Source organism: Aeromicrobium wangtongii, assembly GCF_024584515.1.
Taxonomy (GTDB): Bacteria; Actinomycetota; Actinomycetes; order Propionibacteriales; family Nocardioidaceae; genus Aeromicrobium; species Aeromicrobium wangtongii.
Window position 1 is genome coordinate 3,269,339 of record NZ_CP102173.1, and the last position, 13,580, is coordinate 3,282,918.

A 13,580-nucleotide genomic window follows, 5' to 3' on the forward strand; every position below is an offset into this window, starting at 1 on the left:
ATTGCCCATAGGGACGGCCTGTGCCATGACTCACACGGACGTCGCGCTCAGCGCGGGATCCTCGCGGTCACGGTGCCGGACCGCTTCCCGTCCTCGAGCGTCACGGTCACGGAGGTGGGCTTCCGGCGCCCGACCCCGCGCAGCGTCAGCGTCCACCCGGAGTGGGCGTACCGGCGCTGCGCGCCCTGGCGGGACGTCACGACGTGCGGCTCGGCGCCCGGCGCGACGTCGACGTGGTCGCCGTCGGTCTTGACGGCGAGTGCGGGAGCCGACATCTCGATGCAGGGGAACCACGCGGCGAGGTCGAGCACCAGGTCCGCGCCGTCGCGGCGGGCGTTGCGCACGACCGCGCGGGCCGCGGTCTGCTCGGCGGTCAGCACGTAGTCCTCGGCCGGCACGTCGTCCACCTGCCAGCCCGGCAGGTAGACCGTGGTCCCGGCCGGCTCCTCGCCGCTGGGATGCATCTCGGGCTGCATGCCCTCGGCCGCGACGTAGCGCCAGATCGCCTTCCGGTCGCCGGAGGCCAGCAGCGAGTAGAGGACGCGGTACTGGGCGGGCACCTCGGCGGCGTACCGTCCCGGCGGCGCCGCCTCGACGATGCGGGGCACCCGCTCGACCAGTGCGTCCAGGTAGTCGTCGTCGGCGCGCTCGAGCTTGAGCAGCGAGTTCGGGATGTTGTGCCGCAGGTACTGCAGGATGCGCTCGTCGCGGGCGACCGGCAACGGCTCCAGGATCTGCAGGACGGCATCGATCGCGTCCTGGCGCGCATGCACGGCCGCCGCGGTCACGTGCCCCTGGGAGATCGAGGTGGCCTGGCGGCGCCACGTGTAGCCGGGGTCGCCGGTGATGTCGATCGACCGGGCCTTCAAGAAGGCCTCGGCGGCAACACGTTGGTCACCGGCCAGGAGCACCGTGGGGTACTCCAGGCCGTTCTCGTCCCAGAAGCTGCGCCGGAAGATCTTGCCGCCGGGGATCGCGCTGAGCAGGACGTCCGGGCGCTCGGCCAGCGTGACGGCCTCGGCCGGCTTGGCGTGCAGGGCGCGGATCCACGCTGCCGGCGGACGCACGACATCGCCCTCCAGCCGCTGGTACGGCATCACCGAGACATCCGATCCGCTGCGGCGCAGGGTGTCCATCGCGGTCTGGATGCCGGTGCGGGTCACCAGGTCGTCGGCGTCGACGAAGGTCAGCCACTCCCCCGTGGCCGCGGCGGTACCGGTGCGGCGCGCGACCCCGACCCCGCCGTTGGGCTGGCTCAGCACGGTCACCTGCGGGTGCGACTGCGCGAACCGGCGGGCGATCTGCAGGCTGTCGTCGGTCGAGCCGTCGTCCACCACGATGATCTCGACCTGGCGGTATCGCTGGTCGAGGACGGACTGCAGCGCGGCCTCGAGGAAGTCCGCACCGTTGTAGACCGGGACGACGACGCTCAGCAGGGGGCTGTCGCGATTGCGCCACCGGCGCCGGGCCGCTGCCAGGGCACCCTTCACGTGTTGTCCTGTTGGCCTCACGCGCCGAGCATAACGACGCCCCCCATTTCGCCTGACGTCCCACTAGGTTGAACCTCGTGGCAGCTGAAACGGCGGTCTCACGATCCTCATGGGCCATCTAGCCATGAGGGCGATGCCGGCGGGCGCCTACGTCTCGGTGATCGGCGGCATCCGTCCGGGCGCGGGCGGCCAGACCCGGGTGCTGCTGCTGCGGCACCGGCTCTTCGCCGAGCACCGCGGCATCGACGTGCCGATCCTGACGTTCAACCCACGCTCGGACTACGACCGGGTGCGCCGGTCGCTGCACGACGACGGCCTGCTGCTGGCGCACAGCCGGGTGCTGAACATGCACGAGGACCTGCGCGGCCGCGACATCTCGGCGCTGCCCGCCGTCGCGCCGCAACCCCGACCGCCGGCGACCGCCCACCCGGACAGGACCGACCGCGACGCGCTGCCGTGGCGCAGCACCGTGACGCCCCTGGACGGCGGCAGGCCGTGGTTCGAGTACGCCCGCGCCGACGGCACGATCTACTCCCGCACTCCCGTGGACGCCGGTGAGGGCATCGTCGAGGTGCTGCGCCCGGACGGGCTGGCCGTCGACAGCTGGCCGACGCTGGGCGGCATGTGGCGCTGGTGGACCCGCCTGGCCACCCCGCCGACCGGCCACGTGTTCATCCTCAGCGACAGCCGGTTCGTCTCGCGAGAGCTGGCCGGGATCGACGACGACCGCTTCTTCGTCCTGCACCAGATGCACAACCCGCACACGATCGGGCGCCGGCACTGGACGTCCGCGATCAGCCCGACGTACGCCGATGCGATGGAGCACCTCGGTCGCCTCGACGTGCTCAGCAGCCTGACGGCACGCCAGCGCGACGATGTGGCCCGCCGTTACGGCGCCACCGACAACCTGGTCGTGATCCCCAACCCGGTCGAGCTGCCACCGGTTCCCGAGCCCCGGCCGGCCCGGCGCCCCGGACGCATCGTGGTGATCGCCCGGCTGCACAGCCAGAAGCGGCTCGACCTGGCGGTGGATGCCTTCGCACAGCTGGTCCGGACCCATCCGTGGGCCCGGCTCGACCTGTACGGCAGCGGTCCCGAGCGCGAGGCGCTGGAGCGTCAGGTCGCCGACCTCGGGGTGGGCGGATCGGTGACGCTGCACGGCCACGACCCCCGGGCGGCCGACGAGCTGTGGTCGGCCGACGTGGCATGGCTGACCAGCGCCTTCGAGGGCTACTCCCTGTTCCTGCTCGAGGCACGGGCGCGCGAGTGCCCCGTCGTGTCGTTCGACGTCCCCTACGGGCCGCGCGAGCAGATCACCGACGGGGTGGACGGGCTGCTCGTGCGGGCCGGTGACACGTCTGCACTCGCGGCGGCGACCGGTGCCCTGCTCGACGACCGGGCCCGCCTGGAGGAGATGCGTGCCCCCGCGCGTGCCGGCGCCGCAGCGCACGGTCCCGAACGCTTCCTGGACGACTGGGCCGAGGCCGTGGCCGGCGCCGTCACCCGCAAGCGGTGCCGCACCCGGATCGACGCCGTCACCCTGCGAGACGTCCGCCTGCGGCTGCCGGGCCGCGACGGCCGGATGAGGCTCTCGGCACGACTGAGCGTCGACGGGGTCGTGCCGCCGGACGACACGACCCTGGTCTGGCAGGCGTACACCGACGTCAGCCCGGATCCGGTCGATCTGCCCGCGACGGTGACCCACGAGGCGGGCACCTGGACGATCGTCGGCGACGCCCCGGTGGCGGGCCTGCCGGTGTCCGGCCGGCGCGCGACCGTGCGACTGCTCCTGGTGAGCCGCAACAGCGCGTGGCGGCACGAGCTGTTCGTCGGCGACCTGGCGGCAACCGGGCTCCTGCGCCGAGCCGCGCGCCGCGTCGCCGGACTGCTGGGCCGCGACCGCCGCCATGGAACACTGGAGCCATGACACGGCTGCTGATCCGTTCGGGCAAGGATCCGTTCACCCCGGTGGTCGCGGAGTCGACGCTGACCCAGGACGTCTTCAACAGCAACAGCGGCAACTACCTGTTCCAGCACTCGATGTGGCGTGCGCTGTCGGTCGACGGCGCCGAGCTGGTCTCCAACTCGACGCTGTCCGAGCGCGTGCCGCCCGAGCCGGGCGACGCCGAGCGCATCAACGACGAGTTCGACCACTTCGTCATCCCGATGGCCAATGCGTTCCGCGCCGACTTCGCGCCGCGCCTGGACCGGTTATCCGAGCTCATCGAGGGCGTCACGATCCCCGTCACCGTCACCGGCATCGGCGCACAGGCGCCCCACGGCCAGGGCATCGAGGCGATGGCCCCGGTCAACGACACCGTCAAGCGGTTCGTCGGCCTGGTGCTCGACCGCTCCGCGTCGATCGGCGTGCGCGGGGAGTTCACCCGCTCGTACCTGCTCAGCCTCGGCTTCCCCGATGAGGCGATCGACGTCATCGGCTGCCCGTCGCTGTTCCTGCACGGGGGTGGCTTCCGGGTCGACAAGCCGGCCGACGCGCTGACCGTCGACAGCCCGCTGGCGCTGAACCTGACGCCGGAGGTGCCGGGCATCGGCGCCTTCGCGACCGCGCAGGCGCAGCGGCACCCGAACCTGACGTACATCGGCCAGGACGGGCACGACCTGCGGATGCTGCTGTGGGGCGTCCCGTTCCCGCACGTCCACGACCCGCTCGTCCCGGTGCACCTGCAGCACCCGCTGTACCAGCAGGACCGCATCCGGCTGTTCCTGGACACCTGGCCCTGGTACGACTTCATGGCGACGCAGCACTTCGCCTACGGAACCCGCTTCCACGGCAATGTCGCCGGCCTGCTGGGCGGCATCCCGGCGCACCTGCTGGCGCACGACTCGCGCACGCTCGAGCTGGCCGAGTACCACCGGATGCCGTACACGGTCATGCCCCAGCTGTCGGCCGACCTGCGGGTCGAGGAGCTGTACGACAAGACCGACATGGACGGCTTCAACGCCGAGCTGCCGCGCGGCTTCGACCGGTTCACCGCCTTCCTGGACCGCAACGGGCTGCAGCACATCTGGACGCCGGGCAATGGTCGCGGCGACTTCGATCAGCGGCTCGACGCGGCCACGTTCCCCCCGCCGGTGCACCCGCTGGTGGCGGCCGACGGCCACGAGATCGCCTCGCGCCTGCAGTGGCTGCGCGACGGGATGGTCCTGGACATCACCCGGCACCCGCAGGCCTACCACCAGCCGTACGAGCACCCCGTGTGGAGCGGCGCCGGCAGCCGGCACGCTCGCCTGCACGCCACGGTCCGGGAGCAGGCCACGCAGATCTCCGAGCTGACCGCGCGCCTGGAGATGCTGGAGCGGGGCTCGCCGTACATCCGGCTGCGCCGGGCCGGTCGTCGGCTGCGCGACACGTTCCGCCGCTCCTGACCCCAGGTGCTGCCCGGCCGGCCGCGGGGACGAGTTGGCCTAGTCTCAAGAGATGACGACCGACCGCGAGCCGACCCCGCTGGACGACCTCTCCGAGCAGTGGCTGGACACCCTGCTCGAGCTCTCGCCGGAGCTGCACATCCACCTCGGCCGCCCCGGCCGGGAGTCCGAGTACACCGATCACTCCCCCGACGGGGTCGCGGCGCGGGTCGATGCGACCCGCGCGGTGCTGGACCGGGTGCGGGGCCTCCGTCCCGAGGACGCCACCGACCAGGTCACGCAGGCCGAGCTGATCCGCACCCTGGAGCTGGAGGTGGAGCAGGTCGAGGCCGGTTTCTGGCAGCGCGACCTCAACGTCATCGCCTCCCCGGCCCAGGACCTGCGCGACATCTTCGACCTGATGCCCACCGGGACCGAGGACGACTGGGCGCACATCGCCCACCGCATGCACCAGCTGCCGCCGGCCATGGCGGGCTACCTGGACTCGCTGCGCATCGGGATCGCCGCGGGCAACGTCCCGGCCGTCCGCCAGGTGCGCGAGGTCGCCGCCCAGGCCCGCAAGCAGATCGGCCCGGACAGCTTCTTCACGGCACTCGCGGCACGCGCGGACGTCCCGGCATCCCTGCAGTCCGATCTGCAGGACGGCGCCCGTGTGGCGTCCGAGGCGTACGGGCGGCTCGCGGAGTTCCTCGAGCGCGACCTGGCCCCGCACGCCCCGGAGGCGGACGCCGTCGGGCGCGAGCACTACGCACTGGCCTCGCGTGGCTTCGTCGGCGCCGAGATCGACCTGGACGAGACCTACGAGTGGGGCGTCGAGGAGCTGGCCCGGATGGTCGACGAGCAGGAGGCGGTCGCCCGCCAGATCCGGCCCGGTGCGAGCGTCGCCGAGGCGATCGCGCACCTGGAGGCCGATCCGGACCGCAAGCTGCACGGCACCGACGCACTGCAGGCCTGGATGCAGCAGACCAGCGACCGGGCCGTCGCCGAGCTGGGTCGGACCCACTTCGACATCCCGGAGCCGATGCGCCGCCTGGAGTGCATGATCGCCCCGACGCAGGAGGGCGGGATCTACTACACCGGCCCGAGCGAGGACTTCACCCGCGCCGGGCGCATGTGGTGGAGCGTCCCGGAGGGGATCACCGAGTTCGACACCTGGCGCGAGCTCACCACGGTCTACCACGAGGGGGTCCCGGGCCATCACCTCCAGATCGGGCTGGCGACGTACAACAGCCGGCAGCTGAACGGGTGGCGCAGGCTCAACTGGAACTCCGGGCATGGCGAGGGATGGGCCCTGTACGCCGAACGGCTGATGGCCGACCTGGGTTATCTGGACGATCCGGCCGACCGGCTCGGGATGCTCGACGGGCAGCGCATGCGCGCGGCCCGCGTCGTGCTGGACATCGGTGTGCACCTGCAGAAGCCCAAGCCTGACGGAAGCGGCACCTGGACCGGCGAGGACGCGTTCACGTTCATGGCCCAGCACGTCAACATGAACGACTCGTTCGTCCGGTTCGAGGTCAACCGCTACCTCGGCTGGCCCGGGCAGGCCCCGTCCTACAAGGTCGGCCAGCGGATGTGGGAACAGCTGCGCGATGACTGGGTGGCCGCCCACGGGACGGATCTCAAGGCCTTCCACCGCGATGCCCTGGCCGTTGGCAGCGTCGGGCTCGGGACGTTGCGCTCGACCCTGCTGGGCTAGGCGTCAGGCCGGGGTCGCGCCGGGACGGCCGGGCGAGCCCTTGCCCTTGTGCCCCTTGCCGTCCTCGTCGTCATCGTCCTCGGGCAGGCGACAGGCCCGTTCCAGCAACAGGGCGGCGATCAGCAGCAGGAGGCTCGCGATCGCGGCGCTGAGGGCCCGCACGAAGCGTTCCTTGCCCAGCACCGAGTCCAGGTCGCCGGCGAAGGCCAAGGCATAGCCGCCGTAGAACCCCGCGACGAGGGCCCCCACGACGGCGCACGCCTTGGCCAGGGCCAGCATCTTGATGCCGTGATCGGAGGTCATCCGCTCGTGCCTGCGGTGCAGGCTCTGCCAGGTGCCCCACGCGAAGCGTCCGACCACGACCGCCCCCGCGAGCAGCATCAGCGGCGCGACCCAGCTCAGCCGCGGCGGGTTGCCGTCCAGCCGGACGAACACCTCCGGGGTGAGCCGGCCGGCCACGACGCCGACGGCGATCAGCGTCACGACCAGCAGGGCCGAGATCGGCTTGGCCAGCTTCATGACCGGTCCATCACGTATCCGAGATCACAAGATGATCTCGAGATCCTCACGTCGGGTGACTCCGCTTGTGTCCACATCGGCGATCAGGTCCGCGACGAATCCCTTGCCGGGGATCTCGCCCTCGGGATCGATCTCGAGCCACGGGACGAGCACGAATCCGCGCTCGTGGGCCCGCGGGTGCGGCAGGACGAGCTTCTCGTCCTCGGCGAGCCGGTTGCCGACCACGATGACGTCCACGTCGAGCGTCCGGGGTGCGCCGGGCTCGGACCGCTCACGGCCGAATGCGTCCTCGATCGCGAGGGCCCGGTCGAGCAGGGTGTGCACGGTCAGGGTGGTGTCGATCAGCACGACGGCGTTGAGGAACTTGCCCGCCGAGTCGGGACCGCCGACCGGATCGGTCTCGTAGACCGACGAGATGGCCACGACGGTGACCTCGGGGGTGTCCTCCAGCGCCGAGATGCCGCCCTGGAGTTTCTCGAGCCGCGCGCCCAGATTCGAGCCGAGTGCCAGGACGGCCTGACGGATGGGGCGCATGCCGCCGGTCATCGTGTCGGCGTCCAGGACGTACGGGGTGGGCGATTCGGTCACTGTTTGCTCCGCTCTATCGTGACGGCGACGTCTTCGAACGTCACCGCGATGGGCGCTTCCGGCTTGTGCACCGTCACGCTAGCCCATTGGACTGGGTCCTCAGCCAGGCACAAGTCCACCATACGAAGGGCGACCGTCTCGATGAGGTCGACGGGATCGCTCACGATGGCGTCGTGTATCTGCTGAGCCAGGACGCCGTAGTGCACCGTCCTGGTGAGGTCGTGCTCGCGCGCCGCGGGGCCCAGGTCCAGACCGAGGCTGACGTCGACGACGAATGTCTGGCCGTTCTGCTTCTCCTCGGCGAACACGCCGTGGTGACCGTGCGCCGAGATGCCGCGCAGGTCGATGCGATCGAGGCCATCGGGAATCGGCATCTCAGTCGGTCTCCAAGCGCATCTCGGCGATCGGGGAGGCGTGCCGGGACCAGAACTTCCAGTCACCGGCCGTCCTGCCCCCGGACAGGTCACGCACCAAGATACTGGTGCACAGCGCCTTGCCTCCCGCGAAGGCCTCCGGGGACGACATGCCTTCGCCGGACAGGATGTTCTCGGTGCACACGATGACCGCCGTCGTGGGCTCCTGCGCCCCGATGGGCAGGGTCGTGACGTCGACGTCGGTCAGGAAGAACTGGATGTAGCTGACCTGCGCCATGAGCACCGTCCACGACCGCAGCACCGCGCTCGTGCCGCGCAACGGGGCCGCTCCGGGGTGGACGCAGGACACGCGGGGGTGATCGACCCACAGCGAGGCCATCAGGTCGACGTCGCCGGTCTCGACGGCGTCGTAGAAGGCGCGGTGGACGGCCAGCGCGGTGTCGCTCATCGCCGCGCCTCCTGTCGCAGCCGGGCGGCGACGCGCACGGCGTCGGCCGACGGGGCGGGATCGTGGACCCGGATGCACCAGGCGCCGGCAGCGGCTGCCAGGGCGGTGACGGCGGCGGTGGCGGCGTCCCGGCCGTCGACCGGTCGCTGGACGCCGTCGCGAGCCAGCAGCTCGCCCAGGAACCGCTTGCGGCTCGCGGCGACCAGCAGCGGGTACCCGAGGTCGACGAAGGCGTCCAGGTGCGCCAGCACGGTCCAGTTCTGCTCACCGGTCTTGGAGAACCCCAGGCCCGGATCCACGATGATGCGGTCAGGGGCGACACCAGCGGCGAGGGCAGCCTCGATCTGCACGGTCAGCTCGGACCGGATGTCGGCGACGAGATCGTCGTAGCGCGTGTGCTTCTGCATCGTGGCGGAGTGCTCACGCCAGTGCATCAGGACGATGGGCGACCCGGTCTGCGCCGCCAGGGCCGTCATCGCCGGATCGGCGCGCCCCCCGGAGACGTCGTTGATGATGCTCGCCCCGGCGTCCAGCGACCGCCGCGCGGTCCCCGCCCGCATGGTGTCGACGGACACCGTGATGCCCTCGGCGACCAGGCCCTCGATGACCGGCAGCACCCGGCGTGACTCCTCGTCCTCGTCGATGCGCAGCGCGCCCGGACGCGTCGACTCACCGCCCACGTCGACGATGTCGGCGCCGTCGGCCGCGAGGTCGATGCCGTGGCGGATCGCCGTGGCAGGATCGAGCCACCTGCCCCCGTCGGAGAACGAGTCGGGGGTCACGTTGACGACGCCCATCACGAGGCATCGGTCCTGGGCGAGGCCGGCGAGCACGGGCGTCCTTGCTACCGGGCCGTGATGAGGCCCATGGCCTCGGCCCGGGTCGCGGGATCGCGCAGCTGTCCGCGGACAGCGCTCGTGACGGTCTTCGCGCCGCCCTTGCGGACACCACGCATCGCCATGCACAGGTGCTCGGCCTCGATCACCACGATGACGCCCTGCGGCTTGAGCCGGTCGACCAGCGCCTCGGCGATCTGGGTCGTGAGCCGCTCCTGCACCTGCGGACGACGCGCGTACACGTCGACCAGCCGGGCCAGCTTGGACAGTCCGGTCACGTTGCCGGCCTCGGCCGGGATGTAGCCGACGTGGGCCCGGCCGAAGAACGGCACGAGGTGGTGCTCGCACATCGACCACATCTCGATGTCCTTGACCAGCACGAGCTCGTCGTGACCGACCTCGAAGTTCGCCGTCAGCACATCGTCCGGGTCCTGGTCGAGGCCGGCCAGCAGCTCCACGTACGACCTGGCGACCCGCTTGGGGGTGTCGCGCAGGCCCTCGCGGTCGGGGTCCTCCCCGACCGCGAGCAAGAGCTCGCGGATCGCCGCCTCGGCGCGTGGCAGATCGACCGTCATGTCAGGTCGGGGCCTTCGGTGGGTGCCGGGCCGGCCGGCGGCGGGGCGTCGACACCGGCGTCCGGGCCAACGGTGATCGGCGTGTTGCCGTTGGTGCTGTACGACTTGCCCGGGACGACCTCGACGGGAGGACGCGTGTCCGGGACCCGGGAGGGCGATCCGGTCCACGCCGGGCGGACGTCGCGACGGCGCAGCGGCTCGAAGATCCGTGCCACCTGGGCCTTGTCGAGCGTCTCCTTCTCGAGCAGCTCGGTCACCAGCGTGTCGAGCACGTCGCGGTTCTCGTGCAGGATGTCGAAGGCCTCCTGGTGGGCGAAGGTGATCAGCTTGTTGATCTCCTCGTCCACGACCGCCGCGACGGCCTCGGAGTAGTTGCGCGCGTGCCCGATGTCGCGGCCCAGGAACGGCTGGCCCTCGTTCTCGCCCAGCCGGACGGCGCCGAGACGCTCGGTCATGCCGTACTGGGTGACCATCGCGCGGGCCAGGTTGGTGGCCTTCTCGATGTCGTTGCCGGCGCCGGTCGTCGGGTCGTGGAAGACCAGCTCCTCGGCGGCGCGGCCACCCAGCATGTAGGCGAGCTTGTCGAGCAGCTCGGCCCGCGTCTGGGAGTACTTGTCCTCATCGGGCAGGACCATCGTGTAGCCCAGCGCCCGGCCGCGCGGCAGGATCGTGATCTTGTGCACCGGATCGCTCTGCGGCAGCGCCGCGGCGACCAGGGCGTGGCCACCCTCGTGGTACGCGGTGATGCGTCGCTCGTTCTCGTTCATCAACCGGCTGCGCTTCTGCGGGCCGGAGATGACCCGGTCGATCGCCTCGTCGAGCGCCTCGTTGTCGATCGTCTTGGCGCCGTCGCGGGCGGTCAGCAGCGCGGCCTCGTTCAGGACGTTGGCCAGATCGGCACCGGAGAAGCCCGGGGTGCGGCGGGCGATGGCCTCCAGGTCGACACCCGGGGCGATCGGCTTGCCGCGCGAGTGGACCTTCAGGATCTGGGTGCGTCCGGCCAGGTCGGGGGCCTCGACGCCGATCTGGCGGTCGAAACGACCTGGACGCAGCAGCGCGGGATCGAGCACGTCGGGACGGTTGGTCGCGGCGATCAGGATGACGCCGCCGCGCACGTCGAAGCCGTCCATCTCGACCAGCAGCTGGTTGAGGGTCTGCTCGCGCTCGTCGTGACCGCCGCCCATGCCGGTGCCGCGGTGGCGTCCGACCGCGTCGATCTCGTCGATGAAGACGATCGCGGGGGCGTTCTCCTTGGCCTGCTCGAACAGGTCACGCACGCGGCTGGCGCCGACGCCGACGAACATCTCGACGAAGTCCGAGCCCGAGATCGAGTAGAACGGGACGCCCGCCTCGCCCGCGACGGCCCGCGCGAGCAGCGTCTTGCCGGTGCCGGGAGGGCCGTACAGCAGGACGCCCTTGGGGATCTTGGCGCCGACGGCCTGGAACTTGGCGGGCTCCTGGAGGAACTCCTTGATCTCGCCGAGCTCCTCGATGGCCTCGTCGCACCCTGCGACGTCCGCGAACGTCGTCTTGGGGGTGTCCTTGCTCATCAGCTTGGCCTTGGACTTGGCGAACTGCATGACGCGGCCGCCACCGCCGGCGGCGTTGTTCATCAGGAAGAAGATGAGGCCGAAGATCAGGATGAACGGGAGGATGCCGATCAGCAGGGAGACGAATGCGTTGGTCTTGGGGACCTCGACGTCGAAGCTCTTGAGCTTCTTGTCCGCGACGGCCTTCTCGGCCTGCTCCACGAGCCGTGCGCCCTGGTCACCGAGGTACTTGGTCTTGACCTTGGTGCCGTCGTTGAGCGTCGCCTGGATCTGCTGGTCGCCGTCGACGAACTTGACGTCCTTGACCTTGCCCGAGTCCAGGTAGGTGACCATCGTGGCGGTCTTGACCTGCTTGTACCCATCGGCGGAGGACGACACCGAGACGATCGAGATCACGAGGATCGTGATCAACACGATCCAGAGCCAAGGGCCCTTGAGAAGGCGTTTGAAGTTCATGTGCGGCGTGGAGCGGGTCCACTCCTCCTCGGGTGCTGGTCGGTAGTCGAACGGTACACGGAGCGCTGCTCACCAGTTCAACGCGCGCAGACCCCACCAACGTTCCCCGGCCCCGTACGCCCGGAGCGAACAGGGGCCTAGGAGTAGACGTGCGGTGAGAGGGTCCCGATGCAGCGCAGGTTGCGGTAGCGCTCGTTGTAGTCCAGGCCGTACCCGACGACGAAGGCGTTGGGGATGTCGAAGCCGACGTACTTGACCTCGACGTCCATGCGCTGCGCCTCGGGCTTGCGCAGCAGGGTGGCGATCTCCACCGAGGCGGGTCCGCGTGAGCGCAGGTTGGTGATGAGCCACGACAGCGTCAGGCCGGTGTCGATGATGTCCTCGACGATCAGGACGTGGCGGCCGTTGAGGTCGGTGTCCAGATCCTTCAGGATCCGCACGACACCGGACGACTGGGTGCCCGAGCCGTACGACGACACCGCCATCCAGTCCATCTCGACGTGGCGGTTCAGGCTGCGGGCCAGATCGGCCATGACCATGACCGCGCCCTTCAGGACGCCGACGAGCAGCAGGTCCTTGCCCTCGTAGTCCGTCTGGATCTGCTCGGCCATCTCATTGAGGCGCTGTCTGATCTGCTCCTCGGTGTAGAGGGTCTGATCGAGATCGAGGTCGCCTTCGACATGCGTCTGGTCCACAAGGTCACCTTTTCACAGGGGTGTCTGCGAACGACAGGGAAGCCCCCGTCCGGGTCGCGCTGACCCCTCCCGGGAGCTCGACGCGGCGCTGGCCGCGCCAGTCCGTGACGAGCCGGTCGAGCTCGGACACATGGGTGGCGGTCAGCGCCTCGGCGCCCGCCGCCAGGGCGGCCAGGCGCAGCACCCTGGACCGCACCGCCACCGGGAGCGCGGCCAGCGTGTCGACGTCGTGCGGTGCGGCGACCTCGGCGGCCAGCGCGTCCAGCACCAGGCCGTCGTGCCGGACCTGCTCGGCCGTGCGGGCCAGCGCCTCGGCCACGCCTCCGCCGAGGACGTCCTCCAGCAGCGGCATGACCTCCGCCCGCAGGCGGGAGCGACGGAAGGCCGGATCGCTGTTGTGCGGATCGGTCCACCAGGTCAGGCCGTGCACCCGGCAGATGTGCTCGGTGTCGGCTCGGCGCAGCCGCAGGAACGGACGCCGCCACAGTCCGTCGTGGGCGGACATGCCGGCGATGGACCGCGGGCCGGACCCGCGGCCCAGGCCCAGCAGCACCGTCTCGGCCTGGTCGTCCAGGGTGTGGGCCAGGAGCACCGCATCGGCGCCGGTGGCCCCGAGCGCCCCGAGGCGGGCGGTGCGGGCGGCGCCCTCGGGGCCGCCATCGGCACCCACCTCGACGCGCACCACCCGGGCCGGGAGGCCGATCCCGGCGAGCTGCTTGACGGCGACCTCGGCGACCTCGGCGGACCCGGGCTGCAGCTGGTGGTCGACCACGACGGCCTCGACGTCCAGCGCGGCGCGGTCGGCGACGAAGGCCGTGACCGCGGCCAGCGCCAGGGAGTCGGCGCCACCGGAGACGCCGATCACGATGCGTGCCGCGGGCCCCAGGTCGTCCAGGGCGTGCCGGACGAGATTGCGCCCGGTCGCGACGACGGGATCCAGTGCACCGCCCATGCCCGGCCCCG

General features: G+C 71.0%; 13 protein-coding genes. 3 read left to right on the top strand and 10 right to left on the bottom strand.

The window, feature by feature from the left end:
- Positions 1 to 47: 47 nt before the first annotated feature.
- A complete protein-coding gene (locus NQV15_RS16090; RefSeq protein ID WP_232403901.1) occupies positions 48 to 1,490 on the bottom strand; it encodes a glycosyltransferase family 2 protein in 1,443 nt (480 codons plus the stop codon).
- A 124-nt stretch (positions 1,491 to 1,614) separates the two neighbouring features.
- Here NQV15_RS16090 and NQV15_RS16095 point away from each other — a divergent pair, with 124 nt between their 5' ends.
- The 3 genes from NQV15_RS16095 to NQV15_RS16105 are packed head-to-tail and all read left to right on the top strand — an operon-like array spanning position 1,615 to position 6,576.
- Positions 1,615 to 3,417: a glycosyltransferase gene (locus tag NQV15_RS16095; RefSeq protein WP_232403902.1), complete on the top strand. Its 1,803-nt coding sequence runs from the start codon at positions 1,615 to 1,617 to the stop codon at positions 3,415 to 3,417.
- Positions 3,414 to 4,877, top strand: a complete 1,464-nt coding sequence (locus NQV15_RS16100; RefSeq protein WP_232403903.1) for a polysaccharide pyruvyl transferase family protein — start codon at positions 3,414 to 3,416, stop codon at positions 4,875 to 4,877. The genes NQV15_RS16095 and NQV15_RS16100 overlap by 4 nt, the downstream gene beginning before the upstream one ends.
- 52 nt (positions 4,878 to 4,929) lie before the next feature.
- Positions 4,930 to 6,576, top strand: coding sequence for a DUF885 domain-containing protein (locus NQV15_RS16105; RefSeq protein WP_232403904.1), 1,647 nt, complete (start codon positions 4,930 to 4,932; stop codon positions 6,574 to 6,576).
- A 3-nt stretch (positions 6,577 to 6,579) separates the two neighbouring features.
- Here the strand turns inward: NQV15_RS16105 and NQV15_RS16110 are convergent, their stop codons facing one another.
- The 9 genes from NQV15_RS16110 to tilS all read right to left on the bottom strand — a co-directional run bounded on the left by NQV15_RS16110 (position 6,580) and on the right by tilS (position 13,569).
- On the bottom strand, positions 6,580 to 7,095 hold the full coding sequence (locus NQV15_RS16110) for a DUF3180 domain-containing protein (protein WP_232403905.1): 516 nt from the start codon (positions 7,093 to 7,095) through the stop codon (positions 6,580 to 6,582).
- Between the two features lie 24 nt (positions 7,096 to 7,119).
- Entirely contained in the window at positions 7,120 to 7,683 is a 564-nt protein-coding gene (gene folK, locus NQV15_RS16115) for a 2-amino-4-hydroxy-6-hydroxymethyldihydropteridine diphosphokinase (RefSeq protein ID WP_232403906.1), read from the bottom strand.
- Complete coding sequence (gene folB, locus NQV15_RS16120) at positions 7,680 to 8,057, bottom strand: dihydroneopterin aldolase (protein WP_232403907.1); 378 nt, start codon at positions 8,055 to 8,057, stop codon at positions 7,680 to 7,682. The genes folK and folB overlap by 4 nt, the downstream gene beginning before the upstream one ends.
- A gap of 1 nt (position 8,058) precedes the next feature.
- A complete protein-coding gene (locus tag NQV15_RS16125; RefSeq protein WP_232403908.1) occupies positions 8,059 to 8,505 on the bottom strand; it encodes a nuclear transport factor 2 family protein in 447 nt (148 codons plus the stop codon).
- Positions 8,502 to 9,302: a dihydropteroate synthase gene (gene folP, locus NQV15_RS16130; RefSeq protein WP_232404016.1), complete on the bottom strand. Its 801-nt coding sequence runs from the start codon at positions 9,300 to 9,302 to the stop codon at positions 8,502 to 8,504. Before folP ends, NQV15_RS16125 begins: the two co-directional genes overlap by 4 nt.
- A gap of 47 nt (positions 9,303 to 9,349) precedes the next feature.
- Complete coding sequence (gene folE / locus NQV15_RS16135) at positions 9,350 to 9,916, bottom strand: GTP cyclohydrolase I FolE (RefSeq protein ID WP_232403910.1); 567 nt, start codon at positions 9,914 to 9,916, stop codon at positions 9,350 to 9,352.
- The gene (gene ftsH, locus NQV15_RS16140; protein ID WP_232403912.1) at positions 9,913 to 11,922 is read right to left on the bottom strand and encodes an ATP-dependent zinc metalloprotease FtsH; all 2,010 of its coding nucleotides are present in this window, start codon (positions 11,920 to 11,922) and stop codon (positions 9,913 to 9,915) included. The genes folE and ftsH overlap by 4 nt, the downstream gene beginning before the upstream one ends.
- Before the next feature lie 137 nt (positions 11,923 to 12,059).
- The gene (gene hpt / locus NQV15_RS16145; protein WP_232403914.1) at positions 12,060 to 12,617 is read right to left on the bottom strand and encodes a hypoxanthine phosphoribosyltransferase; all 558 of its coding nucleotides are present in this window, start codon (positions 12,615 to 12,617) and stop codon (positions 12,060 to 12,062) included.
- A gap of 4 nt (positions 12,618 to 12,621) precedes the next feature.
- Entirely contained in the window at positions 12,622 to 13,569 is a 948-nt protein-coding gene (gene tilS, locus NQV15_RS16150; protein WP_232403916.1) for a tRNA lysidine(34) synthetase TilS, read from the bottom strand.
- Positions 13,570 to 13,580 lie beyond the last annotated feature (11 nt).

Bases quoted from the DNA above. Each gene is read 5' to 3' on its own strand.
- ftsH (WP_232403912.1), bottom strand. From the start codon at position 11,922: ATGAACTTCAAACGCCTTCTCAAGGGCCCTTGGCTCTGGATCGTGTTG.
- NQV15_RS16095 (WP_232403902.1), top strand. From the start codon at position 1,615: ATGAGGGCGATGCCGGCGGGCGCCTACGTCTCGGTGATCGGCGGCATC.
- folP (WP_232404016.1), bottom strand. From the start codon at position 9,302: ATGGGCGTCGTCAACGTGACCCCCGACTCGTTCTCCGACGGGGGCAGG.
- folE (WP_232403910.1), bottom strand. From the start codon at position 9,916: ATGACGGTCGATCTGCCACGCGCCGAGGCGGCGATCCGCGAGCTCTTG.
- tilS (WP_232403916.1), bottom strand. From the start codon at position 13,569: ATGGGCGGTGCACTGGATCCCGTCGTCGCGACCGGGCGCAATCTCGTC.
- folB (WP_232403907.1), bottom strand. From the start codon at position 8,057: ATGCCGATTCCCGATGGCCTCGATCGCATCGACCTGCGCGGCATCTCG.
- NQV15_RS16100 (WP_232403903.1), top strand. From the start codon at position 3,414: ATGACACGGCTGCTGATCCGTTCGGGCAAGGATCCGTTCACCCCGGTG.
- NQV15_RS16110 (WP_232403905.1), bottom strand. From the start codon at position 7,095: ATGAAGCTGGCCAAGCCGATCTCGGCCCTGCTGGTCGTGACGCTGATC.
- NQV15_RS16125 (WP_232403908.1), bottom strand. From the start codon at position 8,505: ATGAGCGACACCGCGCTGGCCGTCCACCGCGCCTTCTACGACGCCGTC.
- NQV15_RS16105 (WP_232403904.1), top strand. From the start codon at position 4,930: ATGACGACCGACCGCGAGCCGACCCCGCTGGACGACCTCTCCGAGCAG.